The 16,695-nt window shown below is 67.0% G+C and carries 10 protein-coding genes; 5 read left to right on the top strand and 5 right to left on the bottom strand.

What is annotated here, in order from left to right:
- Positions 1-94: 94 nt before the first annotated feature.
- The 3 genes from ABT304_RS28955 to ABT304_RS28945 all read left to right on the top strand — a co-directional run bounded on the left by ABT304_RS28955 (position 95) and on the right by ABT304_RS28945 (position 5,545).
- Entirely contained in the window at positions 95-820 is a 726-nt protein-coding gene (locus tag ABT304_RS28955; protein WP_350720643.1) for a TetR/AcrR family transcriptional regulator, read from the top strand.
- Between the two features lie 545 nt (positions 821-1,365).
- Positions 1,366-4,344 (top strand): TrlF family AAA-like ATPase, encoded by a 2,979-nt coding sequence (locus ABT304_RS28950; RefSeq protein WP_350720641.1) that lies wholly within the window; start codon positions 1,366-1,368, stop codon positions 4,342-4,344.
- A 517-nt stretch (positions 4,345-4,861) separates the two neighbouring features.
- Entirely contained in the window at positions 4,862-5,545 is a 684-nt protein-coding gene (locus ABT304_RS28945; protein ID WP_350720639.1) for a uracil-DNA glycosylase family protein, read from the top strand.
- Positions 5,546-5,879: 334 nt separating this feature from the next.
- Here the strand turns inward: ABT304_RS28945 and ABT304_RS28940 are convergent, their stop codons facing one another.
- Together ABT304_RS28940 and ABT304_RS28935 are read right to left on the bottom strand one after the other, a co-directional pair.
- A complete protein-coding gene (locus ABT304_RS28940; protein ID WP_350720637.1) occupies positions 5,880-6,362 on the bottom strand; it encodes an NUDIX hydrolase in 483 nt (160 codons plus the stop codon).
- Positions 6,363-6,460: 98 nt separating this feature from the next.
- Entirely contained in the window at positions 6,461-6,835 is a 375-nt protein-coding gene (locus ABT304_RS28935; RefSeq protein WP_350720635.1) for a DUF4345 domain-containing protein, read from the bottom strand.
- Between the two features lie 9 nt (positions 6,836-6,844).
- Here ABT304_RS28935 and ABT304_RS28930 point away from each other — a divergent pair, with 9 nt between their 5' ends.
- Positions 6,845-7,648 (top strand): helix-turn-helix domain-containing protein, encoded by an 804-nt coding sequence (locus ABT304_RS28930; protein WP_350720633.1) that lies wholly within the window; start codon positions 6,845-6,847, stop codon positions 7,646-7,648.
- Here ABT304_RS28930 and ilvD read toward each other — a convergent pair.
- From ilvD to ABT304_RS28915, 3 genes are all read right to left on the bottom strand, one after another.
- Entirely contained in the window at positions 7,638-9,323 is a 1,686-nt protein-coding gene (ilvD, locus tag ABT304_RS28925; protein WP_350720632.1) for a dihydroxy-acid dehydratase, read from the bottom strand. The genes ABT304_RS28930 and ilvD overlap by 11 nt on opposite strands.
- 130 nt (positions 9,324-9,453) lie before the next feature.
- Positions 9,454-10,842, bottom strand: a complete 1,389-nt coding sequence (locus tag ABT304_RS28920; protein ID WP_350720630.1) for an outer membrane protein assembly factor BamB family protein — start codon at positions 10,840-10,842, stop codon at positions 9,454-9,456.
- 73 nt (positions 10,843-10,915) lie between these two features.
- Complete coding sequence (locus ABT304_RS28915) at positions 10,916-12,724, bottom strand: glycoside hydrolase family 35 protein (RefSeq protein WP_350720628.1); 1,809 nt, start codon at positions 12,722-12,724, stop codon at positions 10,916-10,918.
- A 104-nt stretch (positions 12,725-12,828) separates the two neighbouring features.
- Between ABT304_RS28915 and ABT304_RS28910 the strand changes: the two genes are divergently transcribed.
- Positions 12,829-16,674, top strand: coding sequence for an endo-alpha-N-acetylgalactosaminidase family protein (locus ABT304_RS28910; RefSeq protein ID WP_350720626.1), 3,846 nt, complete (start codon positions 12,829-12,831; stop codon positions 16,672-16,674).
- Positions 16,675-16,695 lie beyond the last annotated feature (21 nt).

The raw sequence follows: 16,695 nt of genomic DNA, 5'->3' as shown, positions 1-16,695 counted from the left end.
AGGTCGGATCATTCCGGCTGAGCGCGTCTGAAGCGAGCGTGGGAGTCAACCTCATCCGCCTCCTCAAGGACGTCGATCCGCGATGCCTACCGTTATGACCCGCCAACTCTCGAACGTGCCGACAGGTCCCGGGCGCCCGCGGCATACCGGGTCGCCATCAACCCAGCGGCCAGCGAGGGAGGAGATACTCGATCATGCCGCGCGTCTGTTCGCCGAACGTGGCTTCTCCGGCACGTCGACGCGCGAGATCGCTGAGGCGTGCGGGATCCGGCAGGCGTCGCTCTACTACCACTTCGCAGGCAAGCCTGGCATCCTCGCTGAGCTCCTCGAGCTCTCGGTGAGGCCGAGCCTCGAGAAGGTCGAGACGATCGAACGGGAGTGTCCGACCGAAGTCCCGGAGGCAGCGCTCTATCTGCTCGCGCTGATCGACGCGCACACTCTCGCGACGGTGCCGCACAACATCGGGAAGCTCTATCGGATGCCCGACGTCAGGAGCAGCGAGGTCTTCGAGGAGTTCGAGCCTGCGCTGCAGGAGCTGACTGCTGCGTACGGTCGTCTTGGTGCCGACGTCGTCAGCGGCCCGGTCGCCGCGACGGTGGGCGTGAGCCAGCTGGGTGGGCTGCTGGTCCAGGTGGTCGAGGTGGTGATCCGGACCCGCTCCCGCGGTGACGAGATCACCTGTGCCCAGGCGCAGGCGATCGCAACTGCCTGTCTGCGGATCTGTGGGGTGCCCGAGGAGAGGATCGCCCGCGCGGTAGTTACGGCCGACGAGCTCTTGCCGAGGCTTGGCGAGGAGCGGCTGGCGCAACGGAACGGGTGAAGTTGCGGGCGCTGACCCACATGCGGCGCATTGACACGCCTCCGTCGAAGCACCGGAAGTCGGACACCGGTCCTCGTGGGTTGTCTGTTCGAGGGCGCTGTGGAAGGTTGACTCGAAGGATCCCCGGTGACTGTCGTTGCTTTCGTCAGCGACACACCCACCGGGGTCGTACACACTATCCAGGACTCCACCGACTCGCTCCTCGGCCGAGCGGGTCGCACGCCGCCTAAGCATGCGTGCGTCATGGAGAGAGCCAATTGTGCGGCTAAACAGAAACCACGGCGGTCGAGGTGTGAACGCCCATATGCTCGCCCCATGACCTCACTAGCCGTTGCTTGCCTCGTGCTGAACGGCCTGAAGCACGGGCAACGCGCTGGCCATTTGCGGCGAGCGCGGATCAACGGACCCCAGGGCAACACCAGCATCCGACGCCAGACCCTCGTCGGAGCAGCGCCGTCTGAGGACTCACGAAAGGGCGCGCGCAGAAGCGAGCAAATTGACTCGGCGTACGGTCTCAGGTCCGCCGCGCATCGAGGAATGCTCTTGTGACCCCGACAGCTGACCCGCGAGGGTCCATCTGGCGTCGGTGGGATCCGCACATTCACGCTCCTGGGACGGCGCTCAACAACCAGTTCGGGCCGGACGACTGGGAGGCGTATCTAAGTCGCATCGAGAGTTCCGAACCCCGAATCGAGGCCCTCGGGGTCACGGACTACTACAGCATCGCGGGATACGAGACCATGGCCGCCTTCAAGGCGAAGGGTCGGCTCCCGGACGTGGGGATGATGTTCCCGAACGTGGAAATGCGCCTGCCAACTGCGACAGCAACGAATCCCGTCAACATCCACCTGCTGATTTCGCCAGAGGATCCTGACCATACTGAAGAGACGAAGCGGTTCCTGAACACGTTGACGTTCCAGTACGGCGGCGAAACCTACGCCTGCAATACCGGGGACTTGACCCGTCTCGGCAAGAGGTCGGACGCCAGAATCATCGACGATGATGCAGGGCGCAGTGCGGGAGCGAACCTCTTCAAGGTCACGATGGAGAACCTGAAAAGGTCGCTCTCCGAGAGTGCGTGGGCGCAGCAGAACATCATTGTCGCGGTGGCTGCGAGCTCCACGGACGGTACCGCCGGGGTCCGCGACAGCAGTGGTTCCCTCTCGGCTGTGCGCACCGAGATCGAGCGAGTCGCTCGTGTCATATTCGCGAGCTCGCCGAAGCAGCGTGAGTTTTGGCTCGGCGACGGCGTCTCCTCCGTCGAGTCACTCGCCGAGAAGTACGACGGTGTGAAGGTGTGTCTTCATGGAAGCGACGCGCACTCCCTTGCCGCAGTTGGGAATCCTGCGGAGAATCGATACTCCTGGATCAAGGGCGACGCGACGTTCGAAGCCCTTCGTCAGGCGTGTTTGGAACCCCGTGAGCGTGCCATCGTGGCCGAACTGCCCCCCTCAGGAGCACTGCCGCACCGTGTCATCAAAGAAATCACTGTCAAGGGTGCGTCGTGGTTCACCAGCGACCGGATTCCGCTGTCGCCTGGACTCGTCGCGATCATCGGTGCCCGGGGATCCGGAAAGACCGCTTTGGCGGACCTGATCGCCGCTGGCGCCGGGGCTTCCAGTGAGGACGACACCGACAAGACGTTTCTGCAGCGCGCCCGTACTCACGTCGCCGGCTCATCAGTCGATCTGACGTGGGCTGACGGACGAACAACGACCGCTGCACTGCCCCCCGCTCGCGATCAAAACGACGTCCCGGGCGTCCAATACCTGTCACAACAGTTCGTCGAGCGTCTCTGCTCAGCAGAAGGAATTACCGACGAGCTTCTCGCTGAGATCGAACGCGTCATTTTTGAGGCGCATGCATACGAGGACAGGCTTGGAACCACTTCGTTCCGTGACCTGTTGAACATTCGGGCAAGTCACGGACGGAACTTGCGCGCGCACGCCACACAGGAGATCGAGAGCCTCTCCGAGCAGATCGAGAACGAACGCTCCGCCAAGACGCAGCTTCCAACACTCACCTCAGAGCAAGACCGACTGAGGACTCTTCTTGACGAGGACAAGAGGGCACGCACGGCGCTGGTGGTCGTCGGTGGAGAAGAACGTTCGAAGCGGCTTGAGGCGGTCAACGCCGAGTTGGCGGTCCGACAAGGATCGGTCGACACGCTCCGCCGACGGGAGCAGGCGCTCGCTGACCTCGAAGCGGCAGTTTCTGATCTCGATTCCCGCAGACTGCCTGGCTTGGTGGCTGACCTTGCGCGCACCCATGCCGGTGCTGGCCTGAGCGTGACCGACTGGAGAGCCTTTGACCTAAAGTTCTCGGGAGATCCGGTCGATGTCGTAGCCCAACATCTGGTTGCGGTGCGCCAGCAGATTGCCCAGCTCAGCGGGCAACCCATTCCCAAGCCTTCGACCCCGACGGCGGAATGGCCGCCCTTCATCCCCAACGGCGCGTCCCTCTCGGTCACGTCCCTCAGCGCCTTGAAGGCGGAGTCCGTGCGCTTGGGTCAGCTGATCGGTCTGGACGATGTGAAGCAAAAGCAACTCACCGCACTTAACGAGAGGATCGCGAAGAACGAGGCTTCGCTCGCGGCGGCAACCGCCGCGGCTACCAACGCCAGCAGCGCTCAGGCTCGGATCAACGTCCTCGCGGAGAACCGGAAAGCCGCATACGCGTCCCTCTTCGACGGATTCGCCTCCGAGCAGGCAGAGCTCACCAAGATGTACGCGCCGGTGTCCGAGATGCTCGCATCCCAGCTCGGAACGCTAGGCAAACTCAGTTTCAGCGTCCGCCGCGTGGTCAATGCAGAAGCTTGGGCAGCGCGCGGCGAAAATCTGATGGACCTACGAACTGGGTCAACATTCCGGGGACGCGGTGAACTGCTTCGCATCGCAACAGAGGTCCTAGTGCCCGCATGGGAACGCGGTGCCAGTGCGGACGTCGCCGACGCTATGGCGACGTTCCGCGCAGATCACGATCAGCACATCATCGAGCAATCGAGGGTGCCGCAGTCCAACGTTGCTGCGTACCGTGCTTGGGCTAACGACGTGTCGGCATGGCTGAACAGCACCGATCACATCTCGGTCAGTTACGGCGTTGAATACGATGGCGTCGACATTGAGCAGCTATCGCCAGGCACCCGCGGCATCGTCCTCCTGCTGCTATATCTTGCAATAGACCAATCAGACGACCGACCACTGATCATCGATCAGCCGGAAGAGAATCTCGACCCGAAGTCGATCTTCGTAGAGTTGGTTGGGCGGTTCGTGGAGACACGTAGAAGGCGCCAGATCATCATCGTCACTCACAACGCGAACCTAGTCGTGAACACCGATGCAGATCAGGTCATTGTCGCGAGCGCTGGTGCGCATGTACCAGGCGGGTTGCCCAACCTGTCGTACCTCAGCGGCGGACTCGAGAACCCGGCGGTACGCAACGAAGTGTGCGAGATCTTGGAAGGTGGCAAGCCCGCGTTCGAGGAACGCGCCCGACGACTGCGGATACGGCTCACACAGAAGTAGAGACCCCTGAACTCCGGCGAAGCGCTCTCTGGGACATCTCTGCGCAGCTCCGTGGAGCGGCGAGTTGTACCGGGCTCGACTTCCTCTTGAGAGGTGGTTGCCCCCGTTCCGGCGGTTCTTTAAGAGGACGACCGTGGATCAATTGTCCTGGTAGACGAACTCATTCGTGGACTTCCGACGGTTCGGCCCAAGACCTGGCCCGCGATCTGGGGGTGCCGTGCGTCTTACTGGGCGGTAAGTCGCGCACTGCCATGCACACGGTCGCGGTGAGTGTCATCCCGCCATTATCCTGACTGAACGCGTGTCTTCGGTGACCGGACCGAGGAATCGAACCTGGAACTTGTGCGCGGAGGACGAGGACTTCGCGCACAATGACTCGACGCCGACATATCAGCTTGGGTTCGCGGACCCTCGGCTTACTGACTCGTCCGGTAGGAACTGATGGCCGACGACGCAAGCCGCGTCGCAGGTCGTCTGAGCCGAGATTGGCTCGAACAAACTAGTCGATGGAGTTACCTTGTCTGACCAATTGCTTTCTGAGCTGATCGACCTGATCCCGGAGTCGCAGCGCGAACGCAGCGGCCGCGCGTTCTACTCAGGACGCGCAGCGTGGGCCAAGCCCTCGCGCATTTATCTGATCGGCTACAACCCAGGCGGCGACGCAAACGACCCAGGCACCGTCATGGATGACACAGAGACGATTCTTCGGCACGACCGGTACTCGGCGTACGTGACTGAGGGCAATCCGGTCAACGAGCCCCGCTGGGGTACATCCATGCAGGCGAGCGTTCGGCACGTCCTCGGCAACCTCGGCTATGACCCAAATCAGGTTCCGGCGTCGAACCTGTTCTTCGCTCGCAGCTCGCGCGCCGATCAGCACCCCGCAGAACTGAAGCAGCAGTGGAAGGAGGAGTGCTGGCCGTTCCACGCGCACGTAATCAAGAGCCTTGATATCGAAATCGTCATGTGCGTCGGCAAAGCCACTGCCGACTTCGTTCTGGGTCGTGACGCGTTCAGCAAGCACAGGCCGACCAGCACGTCTTTCACCTCAACGAAGGGTCTTCGGCGAATCAGTCAAAAGTACGACGGCCCCGGCGTCCGCGTCGTCCAGCTGGGTCACACGTCTTCGACTAGCTGGCTCGGAGTCGAGCGCGACCCGTCGCCGTACGTCCGCGACTGGTGCGCCAACGACGGCCACTGACAGACAGCGAAGCAGGCCACCTCGAAGCCCGAGTCGGGGCTACGGAGACTGCCTGTGCCCCGTCAGCCAAGTTGCGGGGCGATCCACGTCACCGGGTCTTCCAAGCCATGGATGCCTGTACCAGTCCGATGTGCTGCGACAACCTTGTGGCGACGACGTGTCTTGAGCGGATGCCGTGACTATCTGGACGTTATGCCCGCCATGCGATGCATGCCGTATCTCGACTGTTGCGGGACCGGGACGGGAGCGTGCGCGCCCCGATCGGACTCGATCGAGCCTCATAAGGAGGCTGAGATGCGTCACATGAGGCGGAAGTCGAGAAGCGTTCGGGCGATCAGGGGTTGGGGTCGAGGTGGGGGAAGTTGCGGTTGAGGGCCCAGTCGATCCGTACGCGCTGGCTGCGGTCCATCTGCAGGCTGGGAACCATCGTGGGATACACCCATTCGGCGTGGGTGTTCTCAGCTGATGGAGTGGGCTCGCCGGCGAGGTAGCGGCCGGCGTAGATGATGGAGCACTCCTGGCGTACCTCGCCGTTGGTGGTGTTCTCGATGCGGTGGCGGGGGTCGGTCCAGATCCCGATCAGGCCGGTCACCTCGATCGTGATGCCGGTCTCCTCGAACGTCTCGCGGACCGCGGCAGCCGTCAGCGACTCGCCGGGCTCCATCGCGCCGCCGGGCATCGTCCAGTTGCCGGTGTCGTCGCGGCGGATCAGCAGGATCCTGCCCGGGTCGTCGAGCACGAAGGCGCCGGCGCTGGGTCGGATGCTGTTGACCTCCGGCGCCGAGGGATCGTTGTGCCAGTCGACTCGTCGGGCCATGCGGCTCCCGCCAGGGGCGCGAGGGCGTGGCGGATGTACAGACGTGTCCATTGTCGGCCGAGATCCCACGGTGGCGAGCATAGCCGAATTTGCCGAGGTCAAACGCACGCAAGCAGGGCCGTGCCGGCCACGAGTTCGATCCCGAAGTAGAACCAGATCGGATAGAAACCTACCGGGGTATCGAGAAGGCGAGAGATGAGTCGGCCGCCGGCCATCCCGATCAGGGCGAGGCCGACGGCGGTCACGGCGCCGGTCCGGATGCCGCCGATGTCGAGAGCGGCGGCGCCGAGCACGGTGGCCATCGCGATGCCGAACCCGCCGTAGACCGCGCGGATCTCGGAGCGGGACTCGGGCGTCTTCGCCGAGAGGTGGAACGGGGCGGCGAGGGTGCTCGGGGTGATGAGGGCGTACGTCCCCATCGCGAGGAAGAAGATGCCGACGACGGCGATGGTCAGGCTGGCCACGGTGTTCACCGTGGGATCATGACGCGCATGGCGACCGAGGCGCTTCCGGATTCGTGCTGCGACGACGCGCGGCCGACGGTGTGGCTCTGGTCGGGACATGCGGCGTACCGAGGCCCGTCGATGCGGCTGGGCACGCACTCGGGGTCGGTCACCTGCTTCGCGCTGGGCCTGGACGCTCCCTTCGTGCTGCGATCAGGGCGGGCCGAGCCACGGCAGGTGCGGAGCGCGCTGATCCCTCCGCGTACGTCCCATCAGATCGTCGCGGGGGAGGAGCAGACGATGCTGTTCTTCTACGTCGACCCCGGCGCCTCGGGGACGGCCCACCTGCTCGGGCAGATGACTGACCGGACGAGCACGATCGCGTACGACCATCGCGACGAGGCGGCGCTGATCGCGGACTGGAGCCAGGGGCCGGTCACGGATCCGGAGATGCTGCCACGACGTCTGCTCGATGCCGGTGAGGCCGAGCCGACCGACGATCGGATCCGCGCCGTGATGCAGCTCCTTCGTGACCGACCCGGCGAGCGGGGGAGTGCGGCGGAGCTGGCCGCCGCGGTCCACCTCTCCCAGTCGCGCTTCCTGCACCTGTTCTCGGCGGAGTCGGGGACGAGCTTTCGCCGCTATCGTCTCTGGGCCAGGATGCGGTACGCCGCCGCGGCCGTCAGTCAGGGTGCCGATCTCTCGACGGCCGCCAGCGACGCGGGGTTCGCCTCCCCGAGCCACTTCAGCGACACCTTCCGGGCGATGTTCGGACTCACCGCCACGCAGCTGCTCTCCAACCAGCTCCGGATCATCGTGATGGGGCAGCTGACTAGCTCGTGACGGCGCCGACCGCGGCCGACTGCACCGTGCGCCGGTACTTGCCGAGCACGCCGCGCTGATACTTCGAGGGAAGTGGCTCCCAGCCGACCTTCCGCTGCTCCAGCTCCTCGGGTTCCACCTCGACCTCGAGGGTGCGGTTGACGACATCGAGGACGATGGGGTCGCCGTCGCGGACGAAGGCGATCGGGCCGGCGTCGACGGCCTCTGGGGCGATGTGGCCGACGCAGAGTCCCGTGGTTCCTCCGGAGAACCGGCCGTCGGTGATCAGCAGGACATCCTTGCCGAGACCGGCGCCCTTGATGGCTCCCGTGATGGCGAGCATCTCCCGCATGCCCGGGCCGCCCTTCGGGCCCTCGTTCCGAATGACCACGACGTCACGCGCGACGATGAGCCCCGCTTCGAGGGCGTCCATCGCGGCCCGCTCGCCGTCGAAGACCCGGGCGGTGCCGCGGAAGACGGTGTCGTCGAAGCCGGCCGTCTTGACGACAGCCCCCTCGGGAGCGAGCGAGCCCTTCAGGATGGTGAGACCACCGGTGCGGTGGATCGGCCGCTCGAAGGAGTGGATCACCTCGTCATCGAGTGCGGGCGGGCTCAGCTCCGCGAGGTTCTGCGCCATGGTCTTCCCGGTCACCGTGAGGCAGTCGCCGTGGAGCAGGCCCGCGTCGAGGAGCGCCTTCATCACGACCGGGATCCCGCCGATCTTGTCGACGTCGTTCATGACGTACTTGCCGTACGGCTTGAGATCGGCGAGGTGGGGGACCTTCTCTCCGACGCGGGTGAAGTCGTCGAGAGTCAGGTCGACCTCGGCCTCGTTGGCGATGGCCAGCAGGTGCAGCACGGCGTTGGTGGAACCGCCGAGGGCCATCACGACGGCGATGGCGTTCTCGAAGGCTTCCTTGGTCATGATCTGGCGCGCGGTGATGCCCTTGCGCAGCAGCCCGACCACCGCTTCGCCCGAACGGTGGGCGAAGCCGTCGCGTCGGCGGTCGACCGCAGGGGGAGCGGCCGAACCGGGCAACGACATGCCCATCGCCTCAGCGACGGCAGCCATCGTGTTCGCGGTGTACATGCCTCCGCAGGCACCTTCGCCAGGACAGATCGCCTTCTCGATGCGGGTGACCTCATCGCGACTCATCTTCCCCGCGATGCAGGCCCCGACCGCCTCGAAGGCGTCGATGATCGTGACGTCGCGGCCGTCGACCTGCCCGGGCATGGTCGAGCCGGCGTAGAGGAAGACCGAGGCGAGGTCGAGCCGAGCGGCCGCCATCAGCATGCCGGGCAACGACTTGTCGCAGCCCGCGAGCAGCACGGAGCCGTCGAGTCGCTCGGCGCTCATCACGGTCTCGACCGAGTCGGCGATGATCTCGCGCGACACCAGCGAGAAGTGCATGCCCTCGTGGCCCATCGAGATTCCGTCGGAGACGGAGATCGTGCCGAACTCCAGCGGGTAGCCGGCGGCCGCATGGACGCCGTTCTTCACCGCCTTTGCGAGCCGGTCGAGGGACAGGTTGCACGGCGTGATCTCGTTCCACGACGACGCGACGCCGATCTGTGGCTTGGCGAAGTCGTCGTCTCCAAGGCCGACGGCCCGCAACATGCCTCGGGCAGCGGTGGCTTCCAGACCGTCGGTGACGGCGCGCGACCTGGGTTTGATGTCAGGCGTGTTGGGGTTCACAAGTACGAGGCTAACCGCGAGGTGACTCGGACGAGGTGAGCATCGCCAGCCCGGCGCTGCGCGAGTCAGTTGGGCTGGTGTCGATCACGCCGCTCGGCGCGAGGCGCGCACGGCCGTATGGACCGAGTGATCAGGGCGCTCGCTTGTAGAGGATGGTCTCTTCGGCTTGGGGTCCGCCGGTGATCAGGTAGTTGTCGGAGTAGGCGACCGGCTCGCGGTCGTCCTCGGTGGCATCGACCGGGAAACCGAGTTCGCCGTTCTCCAAGTCTGCGAACTGCTGTCCGATGGGATCGGACATCGCCGCCTGAACCATCGCGTAGTCGTCCTCGGTCACCATGGGGTGGGCGAGCTCGAGCCTTTCGTTGGGATGGAGGGCGACCTTGCGCGGCTTGGGCTCCCCGTCCTTGGCGACGTACAGCGTCTGGGGTCCGTCCTTGCCCTGCTCCGTGGCGATCCAGGCGACGCCATGGCTCTTCGCCTCCGGCATCTCGTTCACCCAGCCCCCGCTCAGCAAAGGTGGGTTGTCGGCATCCAGCTTCGCGACCCGACGGCCGGTGGCCGCCTCGTAGACACCGTCGTGGGGGCCGATGTCTGGAGACTCCGACTGGCGAACGAGCAGCCAGTCCTTCGACAGGTCCGCGACGTTCGACTTCCACGCCGTCTTCCATGCGTCCTCACCGGTTTCCGCCTCGACTGCTGCCAGAGGCTCGTTGCGGCGCGCCTCCTGCTTGGCCGGGATCGTCCCGATCACGTGGCTCAGGGTGACGTACCTTCCGAGGAAGCCGTCCTTCTTCCAGCGCACCTTGCCTGTCTCGCCGTCCACCGCCACTGTCTCCGCACGGTGAAGGATGTTCGGTTTGATCTTGGCGTTCGGATCGTTGAGTGAGGACAGGTCGCCGTCGGACCAATAGCTGTGAGCCGAGTAGACAACCGTGTCGCCCACAGCACCCACGATGTCAACGACCGTTCGAGCGCTTCGCCCGCCTGGGCCGCTCCCTTTCGGCTCCCAGACCGGGTGCTGCGCAACCCACTTGGCTTCGCCGGTCTCGCTGTCGAGCGCAACGAAGCCGTAGGTGCTCTCGGTGCCAGCCGACGAACTGAGAGGTACGTACGCCATCCCGTTTGAGACGAGCAGACGACCTCGACTCATGAAGACGCCTGACTCCACGACCGAAGGAGGGAGGTCCTCCTCGTCGATCTCCCACTTGACCTTCCCGGTCGCGGGGTCGATGCCGGTGACCACGCTGAGGTAGTTGACCTCTGGATGTGGCCGGGCCTGGATCAGCAGGAGCGAGTCGTCGAGGTAGAGCGTGTCGCCGAAGACGTACTGCTGCTTGACCACCTTCATCGCTGCGAGATCCGCGATCTCCTCGTACTCCGGCGACTCGCGCGGCTCGGCCTGCTTCGACGCTGATGATTCATCGCCGCTGGAGTCGCCGGATCCGGGCGAACCGCAGGCGCTGACCGCCATCGCCAGTGCGGCAAGACCTCCGCCGATCTTGAAAGCCAACCCACGCATGTGATCCCCCGAGTACATAACCGTAGGCATCCGGCGTGCCCATGGCGCAACGTAAAGCGTCGACTCGAGATGGTCAAGCAAGCCGGGCTGTGTCGTCTAGCTCCTGGACCACATCGTCCGTCCCGGTCGGGAGTGACTCGACGTACTCCTCGGCAGGCCCGTAGTCCGGGTCCGGGTGGACCTCGACGTACGTCGCGGGGTGGGTGAGGTCGAGGACGGCCACCTGGTTGGCGCCGGGACGCCACAGGGGAGCGGGGGCGTACAGGCGACGCTGGGGTCCGCGGCTCCACAAGCGGCCGAGCAGGGCGCCGTTGAGCCAGACGAACCGGTCGCCGTCACCAGGGACGGCGAGCCAGCCGTCGGCGGGGCCGTCGACCTCGATGACCGCATGTGCGACGCCGTCGAGGTCGTCAGGCACCCAGCGGTCGAGGGGTGTGAGGTGGTGCTCCCAGCCGTGGACGAGGCGTCGGTCCACCTGGACGCCGCCGAGGATCCCCTTGTGCTCGCCGAGCAGGGGGCCGTAGTTGACGCGGCCGAGCGCCTCGACGACCAGGGTCAGCTCGGCCGCCCTGCCGAAGCCGGGAAGAGTCAGCACCGCAGGCTCGGCGTCGTCGCGCTCGAGCAGGCCGAGCGCGCGCCCGTCCAGGAAGACGTACGCCCTGTCGTGCAGGCCGTGCACGGTGAGATGGACGTCGTGGCTGGGGAGCGTGACCGAGGAGCGGTACGTCACCAGGCCGGTGTCGATGCCGAGCTCCTCGAAGCTCAGCGGTCCCGCGGCGCGCGTCGCGGGACCGCGGGTCGCCAGGGACAGGAGGCCAGCGCTCGGTGACAGCGGCGCTGAGGAGAACGCATGACGCGCCGCATCCGGCGGCAGACCAGGCAGCGCGTCGACCGTGCCCCCGGTGGCGGGCGCCAGGATGTCGCGGTAGAGCCGGAACTTCTCCGAGACCCGGCCGTCCTCGCCGACCGGGGCGTCGGAGTCGTAGCTGGTGACGGTGGGCTGGATGCGGCGGCCGTCGTGGTTGGCGCCTGCCCAGAGCCCGAAGTTGGTGCCGCCGTGCGCCATGTAGACGCTGACCGAGCCGCCGAGATCGACGATCTCGCGCAGCGTCGCGGCGGCGCTCGCGGGGGAGCGTACGTGGTGGTTCTCGCCCCAGTGGTCGAACCAGCCGTTCCAGAACTCGGCGCACAGGAAAGGCTCGCCGGGTCGTCGTGACCGCAGCATCGCCTGGGCTTCCGATGCGCGGCTTCCGAAGGTCGCCGCGGCGAGCGTGCCGTCGATCATGCCGGTGTCGAGCATGACCTCGGTCGGGCCGTCGGCGGTGTAGAGGAGCTCGGTGATGCCACGGTCGAGGAGCCCCCGCCGGAGCCAGGCGAGGTGGGCGGCGTCGTCGCCGTAGGAGCCGTACTCGTTCTCCACCTGCACGGCCACGACCGGCCCGCCGCGACCGGCCTGGAGCGGGACGAGCTGGGGGAGCAGGAGGTCGAGCCAGCGTGAGACCGCGTCCTGGTAGACCGGATCGGTGCTGCGCGGTGCCCGGGTGCGCGCGGTCAGCCACGACGGGAGCCCGCCGTTGGTCCACTCGGCGCAGATGTACGGCCCGGGGCGCAGGATCACGTCGAGCCCGAGATCGCCGGCGATCGAGACGAAGCGGGCCAGGTCGCGGGGCCCGGTGAAGTCCGGGGACCCCTCGTCCTGCTCGTGGAAGTTCCAGGCGACGTAGGTGTCGACGGTGTTGAACCCGGTGGCGGCTACCCGGCGCAGCCGGTCCTCCCACAGGTCCGGGTGGATGCGGAAGTAGTGGATGGACCCGGACAGGATCCGGTGGGGGACGCCGTGCTTCAGGAACTCACCGTCACGCCAGGCCAAGGTGGGGGTCACCGGCCGAGCGTATGACAACTTTTGCGCATAACGTAGCCAATCCGCGCAAAACTCTGCATGATGGACGGACCTCGTCAGGCCCACCCCCACCCTCGGGAGTCACGATGCCGAAGCGTTTCCCCACAGCCCTCCTCGCGTCCGTGACGGCATTCGCCGGCGTGGTCGCCATCGCGCCAGAAAGCCATGCCGCCCCGACGGGCGGCTTCACGTTGACGTCGCCCGTGCTGAGCGTGCGGGTGGCCGACGACTTCCCCGCCGTGCTCGGCTATCGGCACACCGCCGGCGGCGAGATCAGCGGCGCCGCGACGACGCCGACCGCCGTGCGGATCAACGGCACGGCGCACACGGCGACCGTGACCGGCACCCAGGCCGACACCGACACCGCGACCTACCGGCTGACCTTCGCCGACCTGCCCGGCGTCGAGCTCGACGCGAAGCTCGAGGTGGCCGGCGACGTCGTCACCTTCGCGGTCACCAAGGTGACCGACACCGCCGAGCACCGGGTCGGCACCCTCGACATCCCCGGGCACGACCTCCTCTCGGTCAGCTCCGACCAGGCCGGCGCGACCGTGAGCACCGCCGTCGTGAGCGCGGACCGCACCACCGCCGGCGACACCCACACCGAGGTGACCGCGGACCTGGCCACGACCGAGAAGCCGGTCGGATCGGCGTACGCCATCGTCGACACCGACCAGCTGGCCGCCGCGATCGAGACCAACTCGGTCTACGACCAGAGCAGCGGCGACGCGACGAACGAGCGTGGCCGGATCTGGCGCAGCGTGAGTGCCACCGACAACGGCCGCCGGGTCGGGCTGTGGAGCGGCCAGTGGACCTACCGGGCGACCGGCTCGCCCTACACCGAGGAGCTCCCGTGGGCGAAGGTCACCATCACCCCCGACGCCAACGGTGACCAGTCCGTCGACTGGCAGGACGGCGCGATCGCGCTGCGCGACATCCAGCGGCCGATGAACGGCGCGGACGAGACCCCCGAGCGGGTGGTCACCCACATCCCGTTCAACTTCGCCAGCCAGGCGACGCATCCGTTCCTGCGTACGCTCGACGACGTCAAGCGGGTCTCGCTGGCCACCGACGGGCTGGGGCAGCTGGCGGTGCTGAAGGGGTACGGCTCGGAGGGCCATGACTCCGCGCACCCCGACTACGGCGGCAACTACAACACCCGCGCCGGTGGGCTCGACGACCTCAACACCCTGGTCCGTGCGGGCGAGAAGTGGGGAGCCGACTTCGGCGTCCACGTGAACGCGACCGAGGCCTACCCCGAGGCCAAGACCTTCAACGAGACCCTCGTGAACGAGGGCAGCCCCGGCTGGGACTGGATCGACCAGTCCTACTACATCGACCAGCGCACCGACCTCGCCACCAAGAACATCGTCGACCGCTTCGCCCAGCTGCGCCGCGAGACGCACCCGAACCTCGACTTCCTCTACATCGACGTCTACTACTCCTTCGGCTGGCTCCAGGAGCGCCTCGCCCACTCACTGCGCGGGCAGGGCTGGAACATCGGCACCGAGTGGTCCTACCACTTCGAGGAGGACGCGCTCTGGTCCCACTGGGCCAACGACGAGTCCTACGGCGGCGCCACCAACAAGGGCCTGAACAGCCAGATGATCCGGTTCGTACGCAACGGGCAGAAGGACACCTGGAACCCGGACAAGCTGCTCGGGCACACCGAGATCGTCGAGTTCGAGGGATGGACCGGCGAGAACGACGTCGACGCCTTCTACGACAACATCTGGCAGACGAACCTGCCGACCAAGTATCTGCAGCAGAACCCGATCCTGCGCTGGAGCCGCGACGAGATCGTCCAGGACGGCGGCGTACGCGTGGTCAACACCGGCCAGACCGACGCCACCCGGAAGATCTATCAGGACGGCGACCTCGTGCTCGACGGCGACGCCTACCTCCTCCCGTGGAAGGACGACACGAAGCTCTACCACCACAACACCGACGGCGGCCGGACCACCTGGAGCCTGACCGACGCGTGGAGCACCAGCAGTCGGCTCAACGTCTACGAGCTCACCGAGCAGGGCCGGGTCGCGGCGGGCAGCGTGCCGGTCCGAGCCGGCAAGGTCACGCTCGATGCGAAGGCCGGGACGGCGTACGTCCTGACCAAGGCTCCCGGCGGCTCGCCCACGCCGCAGTGGGGTCAGGGCAGCCGCGTCGCCGACCCCGGCTTCAACGCCGGTGACCTCGACGCCTGGCACCCGAGCGGACCGGCCACGACCGGGCGTACCTCGACCGGTCAGCAGGTAGCCGTCCTGGGCGCCGGCGGCAGGGCCGCGATCAGCCAGCGGCTGAACGGCCTGCGCAGCGGCCGCAACGCGCTGGGCGTCTGGGTGGAGGTCGAGCCCGGCCGGAGCCGGGCCACCACCGTCGCCGTCACCTCCGGCGGCAAGACCTACACCCGACGCGTCGAGCGCTCCACCGCGAAGAACCTGGTCGCCGCAGACGAGCTGCACAGCACCTACTTCCAGCGGGTCGAGGTGCCCTTCGACGTCGGCGGCGACGGCACCGCGACCGTCAGGATCTCCGCGGACGCGGGATCGGCGAAGGTCCGCCTCGATGACGTACGTGTCGTCGCGGTCGAGCGCGACCTGCCGGCCGCGCCCGGCGCGAAGGTCATCGTGAAGGAGGACTTCGAGGAGGTCGTCCAGGGCTGGTCGCCCTTCGTCAAGGGCACCTCGGGCGGCGTCACCGACCCGCGCACCCACCTGGCCGAGCGGCACGAGCCGTACACGCAGAGCGGCTGGAACGGCAAGGTCACCGACGATGTGATCAGCGGCGAGTGGTCGCTCAAGTCTCATGCCGAGAACGGCGGCCTCGTCTACCGCACCGTCCCGCAGACCGTGCGTCTCGAGCCCGGCCACCGCTACCGGGTCTCCTTCGACCACCAGACCGAGCGGGCCGACGACTACGAGTGGGTCACCGGCTACGACTCGGTCGCGAGCGGCGAGCCGCGCTCGGTCGAGGTCGCTGCCCGCCCGATCGGCAAGCAGGTCGAGACGGCCAGGTTCAGCGAGGAGCTCGTCGCCGGCGGCTGCGGCGACTACTGGGTCGGTCTGCGGACCGCCGACGACAACGGCGCCAACGGCGACATCAGCATCGACGACTTCACCGTCGAGGACCTCGGTGCGGCCGCTGACCTGCCGGCCTGCGCGACCCTCGCCGTCGACGCCGGCGAGGACAAGCTGCTGCCGGGCGCGGTCACCGAGGTCACCACGACGCTGACCAGCGACGAGGCGTCCGAGACCGGCGCAGGGACGGTCGGTCTCGAGGTGCCGGAGAGCTGGACGGCCGAGGCCACCACGCCGGCGACCTTCGACTCGCTCGCTCCCGGGGAGAGCCACGCGGTGACCTGGAAGGTCACGCCGCCGGCCGACGCGGCCGAGTCGAGCTATCAGCTCACCGGCTCGGCGACGTACGACGTCGGTGGCGAGACCCGCACGGTGACCCGCTCGGCCACGGTGCAGACCGCGCCGCCTCCGCCGACCGCGGACACCTACGCCAGCGATCTCGGCTGGATCTCGGCCACCAACGGCTGGGGACCGGTCGAGCGCGACACCAGCGTGGGGGAGAGCGCTGCCGGCGACGGTGGGCCGATCACGCTCGCCGGCAAGGTCTACACCAAGGGGCTGGGGGCGCATGCGGTCTCGAAGGTGCGCTACTACCTGGCCGGCAACTGCACCAGCTTCACCGCCGACGTCGGGGTGGACGACGTACAGACGTCGCGAGGGTCGGTGAGGTTCTCCGTCGTCGCGGACGGGACGACGGTCACCGAGACCGGCACCCTGGGGCCGGCCAGTGCCACCGTTGCGATCACCGCCGACGTCACCGGTGCCGACTATGTCGACCTGGTGGCCGGCGATGCCGGCGACGGGAACGGCAACGACCACGCCGACTGGGCCGACGCGACCTTCCACTGCGGCCCCTGAGAGGCCGGACCTGCGTAGGCT

The sequence above is a fragment of the Nocardioides sp. NPDC000445 genome (genome assembly GCF_040300245.1).
Classification (GTDB): domain Bacteria; phylum Actinomycetota; class Actinomycetes; order Propionibacteriales; family Nocardioidaceae; genus Nocardioides.
This window is presented reverse-complemented; position numbering and strand designations above follow the sequence as displayed.

Bases quoted from the DNA above. Each gene is read 5' to 3' on its own strand.
- ABT304_RS28955 (WP_350720643.1), top strand. From the start codon at position 95: ATGACCCGCCAACTCTCGAACGTGCCGACAGGTCCCGGGCGCCCGCGG.
- ABT304_RS28940 (WP_350720637.1), bottom strand. From the start codon at position 6,362: ATGGCCCGACGAGTCGACTGGCACAACGATCCCTCGGCGCCGGAGGTC.
- ABT304_RS28930 (WP_350720633.1), top strand. From the start codon at position 6,845: ATGACGCGCATGGCGACCGAGGCGCTTCCGGATTCGTGCTGCGACGAC.
- ABT304_RS28920 (WP_350720630.1), bottom strand. From the start codon at position 10,842: ATGCGTGGGTTGGCTTTCAAGATCGGCGGAGGTCTTGCCGCACTGGCG.
- ABT304_RS28910 (WP_350720626.1), top strand. From the start codon at position 12,829: ATGCCGAAGCGTTTCCCCACAGCCCTCCTCGCGTCCGTGACGGCATTC.